The organism is Mesorhizobium sp. M7A.F.Ca.CA.004.04.2.1, assembly GCF_004022825.1.
GTDB lineage: Bacteria > Pseudomonadota > Alphaproteobacteria > Rhizobiales > Rhizobiaceae > Mesorhizobium.
On the sequence record NZ_RZPH01000415.1, the window covers coordinates 1 to 4,931 of the forward strand.

The window sequence follows — 4,931 nt, forward strand, 5'->3', positions numbered from 1 at the left end:
CAGCCGATTGTCCAGGGCGAGCTTCCAACGAAATGACAAAGCAGGCGAGGCACGACGCCCCGTCTGCTTCCTTTGACACCTACCGCACCAGCACGCCGGCATGGCTGCAGAGCGCTGCGAACGCTTCCTGCGCCTCGGCGGCGCCTGTCCCGGTTTCCAATGCGGCTTCGACCTTCTCGCGCGCCGCCTGGTAGAACGGGCCGCGTTTGGCCTGCGGCCAGTCGATCAGGATTTCGCTGGCATCCTTGAGCGTGGCGACGTCGCGGATCGTGTCCGACCCATGCGGCTTGATCCGCATCGGTGTGGGCAAAATGAGCTCGGACATGTCCTGTTTTCCAACTACTGGAGGAGTTTTGCTTCGCGCGCGGCGTCGATCATCGCCCGCATCGCTTTTTCCGCCGGCGTCCAGCCATCCAGCGCATCGCGGCAACTGCGCAACGCCGCCCGGTAGCGCCGTCCCTGGCCAGACGGCCAGTCGCCGAGGCATTCCAGCCCTTCCCAGGCGCTGCGGATGATGCGCTCGCGCTCAGGCGCGAATTTCAGCCTGATGGGGCGGGGAAACATCTTGTCGTTCAACGGTCGTCTCCATGATTGCCGCAAGTGTCGCTGGCGACATGCGTGAGAGGCGATCGGTAACGTCGGCGGCAGGACAGGGTTCCCTTCCCAGGAGATCAAATCTCGGCGTCGATGTCCGACAGCGATCTCGGCGTCGGCGCTTCGGCGCTGTGCTGCGCTGGGCGGTCATGCTCGAACTGTTCGGTGCCGGGCAGAGCGTGCAGCCAGGTCTCGCGCCTGGAGGTCCACAATTCATATTCGGGCACGAGATCGGTCGGCGCGATGTCGAGGCTGCCGATCGCCACCTCGGCCTCATTGTCGTCGACCCAGGCGACGCGGCCGCCGCATGTCGGGCAAAAGCTCCGCGTGCCATAGGAGCTGACGAGGCCGGTGGTCTCGAAGGCCTCGCGCGGCCAGATGGCAAAGGCCGAATAGACCGAACCGCCGGCCTTGCGGCAATCCTTGCAGTGGCACAGGCCAACGCGCAATGGCGGGCCGTGAACCTCGAACTGCACGCCGCCGCACAGGCAGCTGCCGGTCCTGCGTATGGTGTCGGACATGGCGACCTCCCTCAATGCGTGGCGCTGCCGGCCGGGTGGGACAGATGCTCGTCTGCCGTTTCGTTGGCCAGGATGAGAAACCGGGAAAAAGACATCCTGTTCACCGTACCACCAGGCCCGGTTGACGCGGCCCGCAGCATCTTCAACGCCGCCCAGGCGAAATGGTTTCGGCTAGCCGCGGGCCGCCATATGGGCGTCGAGCTTCTTGCGCGAGGGGCCGTAGCGCTTGATGATGGTCTGTGCCTCGCTTGGCGGGATGCCGTATTTGCGGGCAAAGGCGGCAACCTCGTAGGGCTCTTCACTCGAGACCTGCTTGCGGTCCTGTTTCGTCTTCGACTTGTCGTCAGCCATCTCAGGCCTCGCTTTCTGTTGTCGGGGACGCGCAGTCTTCGGCGCCCGCGATCAACACGACATAACACAGATTGGCGCCGCCGGTTCCACCAGACGACACGGCCTGGGCTGCGATAGGCCTGTATCAGGCCGAGGGCCGCATGGTATCGGCGGCGGCAGCGTGGTCGCCGTCACATTCGGAGCATGCCGCGCTGAGGCCGGGGCAGCCGCGCCGGTGCGTGCCGGCGGGGCAGCAATGGCCGTTGGAACTCGTCCAGCGCGGGCATTCGAAGACCTGGCCAGCGCCACCGCAGCCGCTGCACTCCAGCGGCGCCGACCGCTCGCCATGAGATGTCGCCCCAAACCTGACGCTTGTACGCAAATTTCAGCCCACCCAAAATCGCTGCGTCGGCACGCCGATGCATTAGCCCCGACTAACGATAGCACTTCCGTGATTACCAACAAGTTTCAATCGCGGCGGCGCCGGAAAGCCGTTCGGGCCGTCGTCAGGCCGGCTTCAGCCGCATCGCGGCGAGATACATGAGCGCCGAGGCGGCCTGCCCGCGGTCCCAGCCGGCGGCCTCGACCTTGCGGAGCAGGGCGTCAAGATGCGGAACCAGCATATCCCTGCATTCCTGTTCGTAGACGGTGCTCGTCGCCGGATGCCGCGGTGCGCCGATGGTCAATGCCTTGGCCATGTCCGATTCCCCCTTGGAGCGAGCAATAATATGCCGTCAGCCGGCAAACCGAAAATCTCTCTTGCTGTACGGTGTGACGCTTCGAAAGCCCTCTGCGATCCTGTCGAGAAAAATTGGCCTGATGTGTCGGACCTGGCGCCGGTCGCGCGTCCTAGGAGCGATCAACCTGCAAAGCTGGAGAACGAGCATGTCGTCGCAAATCACTCAATCACCGTGGCAGACCGCGGCCCTTGTCGTCGCCCGGCTGATCTTCGCCGGCGTCTTCCTGATGGCCGTGACCTTCAAGTTCATGGGCATGGACGCCACCGCCGGCTATATCGCCGCCGCCGGCTTTCCGTTTCCGCTGTTCCTGGCCTGGTGCGCGGCGATCCTGGAAGTCGCGCTGGTGCTGTGCTTCCTGACCGGCGCCTTCTTCTCGCAGGCAGCCCTGGTCGCCGCCGCCTATGTGCTGTTCCTCGGCTTCGCCTTTCACGGACCCAGCCACTGGGCAGGCAACCAGGCCGAGTTCGGCTTCTTCGTCGACCATTTTTCGTTCCTGGCCGGACTGCTGTTTGCGGCCGTACATGGACCGGGCAAGGTGCTTTCGCTCAATTCGGGATGGCCGGGCAGGGCTTGAGGCGAGGGCAGCGGGCCACCGCGGACGCACGCCGGCCGCTCACAGCTGGTCGTTGTAGGGTTCCTTTATCTTGCCGACCATGCGGGCCAGCTTCGAAAAAGACGGCATCTCCGCCTCCGGCTGGCACTGGTTGGCGAGTTCCAGCAGCCGGATCGGAAAGTTGACGGCGTCGCGGCTGGACGCGGACATGCCTTCGGATCGCTCCTGGTTGGTTTCGCCGGCCTCGGTCTTGCGCAAGGCCAGGTCGATCTCCTCCGCCGTCAGCACCCCCTTTTGAACCAGGAGGCGGTTGATCGAGGCGACGGCCATCAACAGGCCTTCGAGTTGCAGGTTGGCGACATTCATGGCGATTGCTCCCGTGGCTGGGGTTGAAACGCGCGAGCGGCATTTCCGCTCCAGAAAGGCTGCGGGCGAATGCCTATTCCTGCGTCAGCCGTTCGCCATATTCGCGCCACAGCGCCTTGACCTCCAGGTTGCCGAGGCTGCCGATCGAAACATCCCCACAGCTGATGGCGACGGCGCTGATGTCGTATTGGGGGTAAGCGTTGGCGACGAAACGGATGGCTTCGCCCAGCGAACGCACGCGGATGACTGGATCGGCCTGACCCTGGCCGGTGCTGCGCACGCCGGAAACCGTGGCTTGTGCATGCCGCATCCTGAACACGGATGCCATGGCTGGTCTGTCCATCGTCCTCTCCCACAAGGCCGTGCGACGGGAATCATTCCATGAGCTTCGACGAATGATTTCACACCTGCCGGCTTATGACCAGCCGCCGGCAAAAGCAGGGTTTTACGCGCTTGCCAGCGTCGCTCCGAGTGGGAGTTCCGACCGGTCTAGGAATTTTTTCTCAAAAAACGGTTGACGGGGTGAGTGCAGCTTTGCCTTCCAGACGCTGAACCCTGTGATCGGCACCGATGACATTGTGCTGTCGTTTTACCAGTCCGACGACACCGTCGGCGATATCCAGGCAGCCGCGCAAGGCATCATCGACCAGGCCCAGGCGGCGGCGGATGTGGCGACGGGCGCCATGACGACCGTGCTCGATCCGCAATTTGCGACCAAGGCGACGGCGGAAGCCTATTCGCCGGCGGTTGCGCCGGATTATATCAGGACTGCCGGCTATTCGCAGGTCGGCGACGGCCAAGCCCTCTACAGGAAGAATGGCACCATTTTGGCTGGCGGGGGCGGTCTGGCGATCACGCTGCAAGGTGGAGCGAAAGCCGGCTTCGACATCATCAACGCACCGAGGTCGAAGGAGATCAACATTCGCGCGGCGGGCGCCGACACGGCAGCCGGCAACAACAGGACCGCGATCGTCAACGCCATTGCTGCCGCCGGGCAGGGCAGGCTGATCATCCCGGCTGGCACATTCTCGCTGGCCGGCAATATCGACATTCCGCAGGGGTTGACGGTCGAGTTTGATGACAGGGCGCTTTTGCAGCGTACCGAGGACGCCATGCACCTTTTCAACCTGAAGGGCGACAACCGTATCATCGCGCCGAAGGTTAACGGCGCCTGGAATCATGTCGCGGCTGCGAACGGCTTTGGCGTCTTCAACATCAGCGGCATCTCCGGCGTCACGATCGAGCATGGCACGCTCACCGGTACGCAAGGCGACCACTACCGCATTGCCGATTCCAGCTGGGTCTACATCGACGACGCCAGGGGCGATACGGCGCGCAACATCGTCACCATCAACGACGAGGTTTCCGGCACAAGTCACGTGTTTGTCCGCCGCGCTCGCGTGAGCGCCTATTTGAACGGTTTTGATGCAGAGAGTGACGACGACTGGCCGGTGAGCGATATCGAGGTGGATATCGACTGGACGCAGCTTGGCGGCGTTCAACTTGGCGCGGCCGTCGCGTTCACCCGCAGCGCTGCGCCCGCCGGATCGGTGTTGAAGTACAAACGCCTTCGCATCAGTGCCAAGTCCAGGGATGGCCTTTATGGCCTGGTGCTGCGAGGGGCCAAGGATATCGAGGTGCGCAGCCTGGTGACGGAAGGCGTGCAGCAAGGCATTCGCGCCGGCACCGGCCATCATATCGAAGATCTTCGCCTGCTGTCGTTCGACATCCAGGCGACGCATCAGGGGATCTATATCGAAACCCCGGCCGGGCAACAGATCTCGCGCGGCGCCAGGATTGGTGCCGGCCGCATCTTTGGGTTTACCC

9 protein-coding genes are annotated in these 4,931 nt (G+C 63.6%); 2 read left to right on the forward strand and 7 right to left on the reverse strand.

Going from position 1 to position 4,931, the window contains the following annotated elements; genetic code table 11:
* Window positions 1-79: 79 nt before the first annotated feature.
* From EN893_RS18780 to EN893_RS18800, 5 genes are all read right to left on the reverse strand, one after another.
* Window positions 80-325, reverse strand: coding sequence for a DUF982 domain-containing protein (locus EN893_RS18780; protein ID WP_127271133.1), 246 nt, complete (start codon window positions 323-325; stop codon window positions 80-82).
* A gap of 14 nt (window positions 326-339) precedes the next feature.
* A complete protein-coding gene (locus EN893_RS18785) occupies window positions 340-576 on the reverse strand; it encodes a DUF982 domain-containing protein (RefSeq protein ID WP_127270771.1) in 237 nt (78 codons plus the stop codon).
* Window positions 577-671: 95 nt separating this feature from the next.
* The gene (locus EN893_RS18790) at window positions 672-1,115 is read right to left on the reverse strand and encodes a GFA family protein (RefSeq protein WP_127270773.1); all 444 of its coding nucleotides are present in this window, start codon (window positions 1,113-1,115) and stop codon (window positions 672-674) included.
* Window positions 1,116-1,286: 171 nt separating this feature from the next.
* Window positions 1,287-1,466, reverse strand: a complete 180-nt coding sequence (locus EN893_RS18795) for a DUF3606 domain-containing protein (protein ID WP_023813816.1) — start codon at window positions 1,464-1,466, stop codon at window positions 1,287-1,289.
* Window positions 1,467-1,951: 485 nt separating this feature from the next.
* Window positions 1,952-2,143, reverse strand: a complete 192-nt coding sequence (locus EN893_RS18800) for a hypothetical protein (RefSeq protein ID WP_127270775.1) — start codon at window positions 2,141-2,143, stop codon at window positions 1,952-1,954.
* Between the two features lie 187 nt (window positions 2,144-2,330).
* Between EN893_RS18800 and EN893_RS18805 the strand changes: the two genes are divergently transcribed.
* The gene (locus EN893_RS18805; RefSeq protein ID WP_127270776.1) at window positions 2,331-2,759 is read left to right on the forward strand and encodes a DoxX family protein; all 429 of its coding nucleotides are present in this window, start codon (window positions 2,331-2,333) and stop codon (window positions 2,757-2,759) included.
* Window positions 2,760-2,798: 39 nt separating this feature from the next.
* Here the strand turns inward: EN893_RS18805 and EN893_RS18810 are convergent, their stop codons facing one another.
* Together EN893_RS18810 and EN893_RS18815 are read right to left on the reverse strand one after the other, a co-directional pair.
* The gene (locus tag EN893_RS18810; RefSeq protein ID WP_023813813.1) at window positions 2,799-3,104 is read right to left on the reverse strand and encodes a hypothetical protein; all 306 of its coding nucleotides are present in this window, start codon (window positions 3,102-3,104) and stop codon (window positions 2,799-2,801) included.
* 73 nt (window positions 3,105-3,177) lie between these two features.
* On the reverse strand, window positions 3,178-3,447 hold the full coding sequence (locus EN893_RS18815; protein ID WP_127270778.1) for a hypothetical protein: 270 nt from the start codon (window positions 3,445-3,447) through the stop codon (window positions 3,178-3,180).
* Window positions 3,448-3,661: 214 nt separating this feature from the next.
* Here EN893_RS18815 and EN893_RS38145 point away from each other — a divergent pair.
* On the forward strand, window positions 3,662-4,931 hold a 1,270-nt coding region (locus EN893_RS38145), incomplete at its 3' end, for a hypothetical protein (protein ID WP_164900953.1).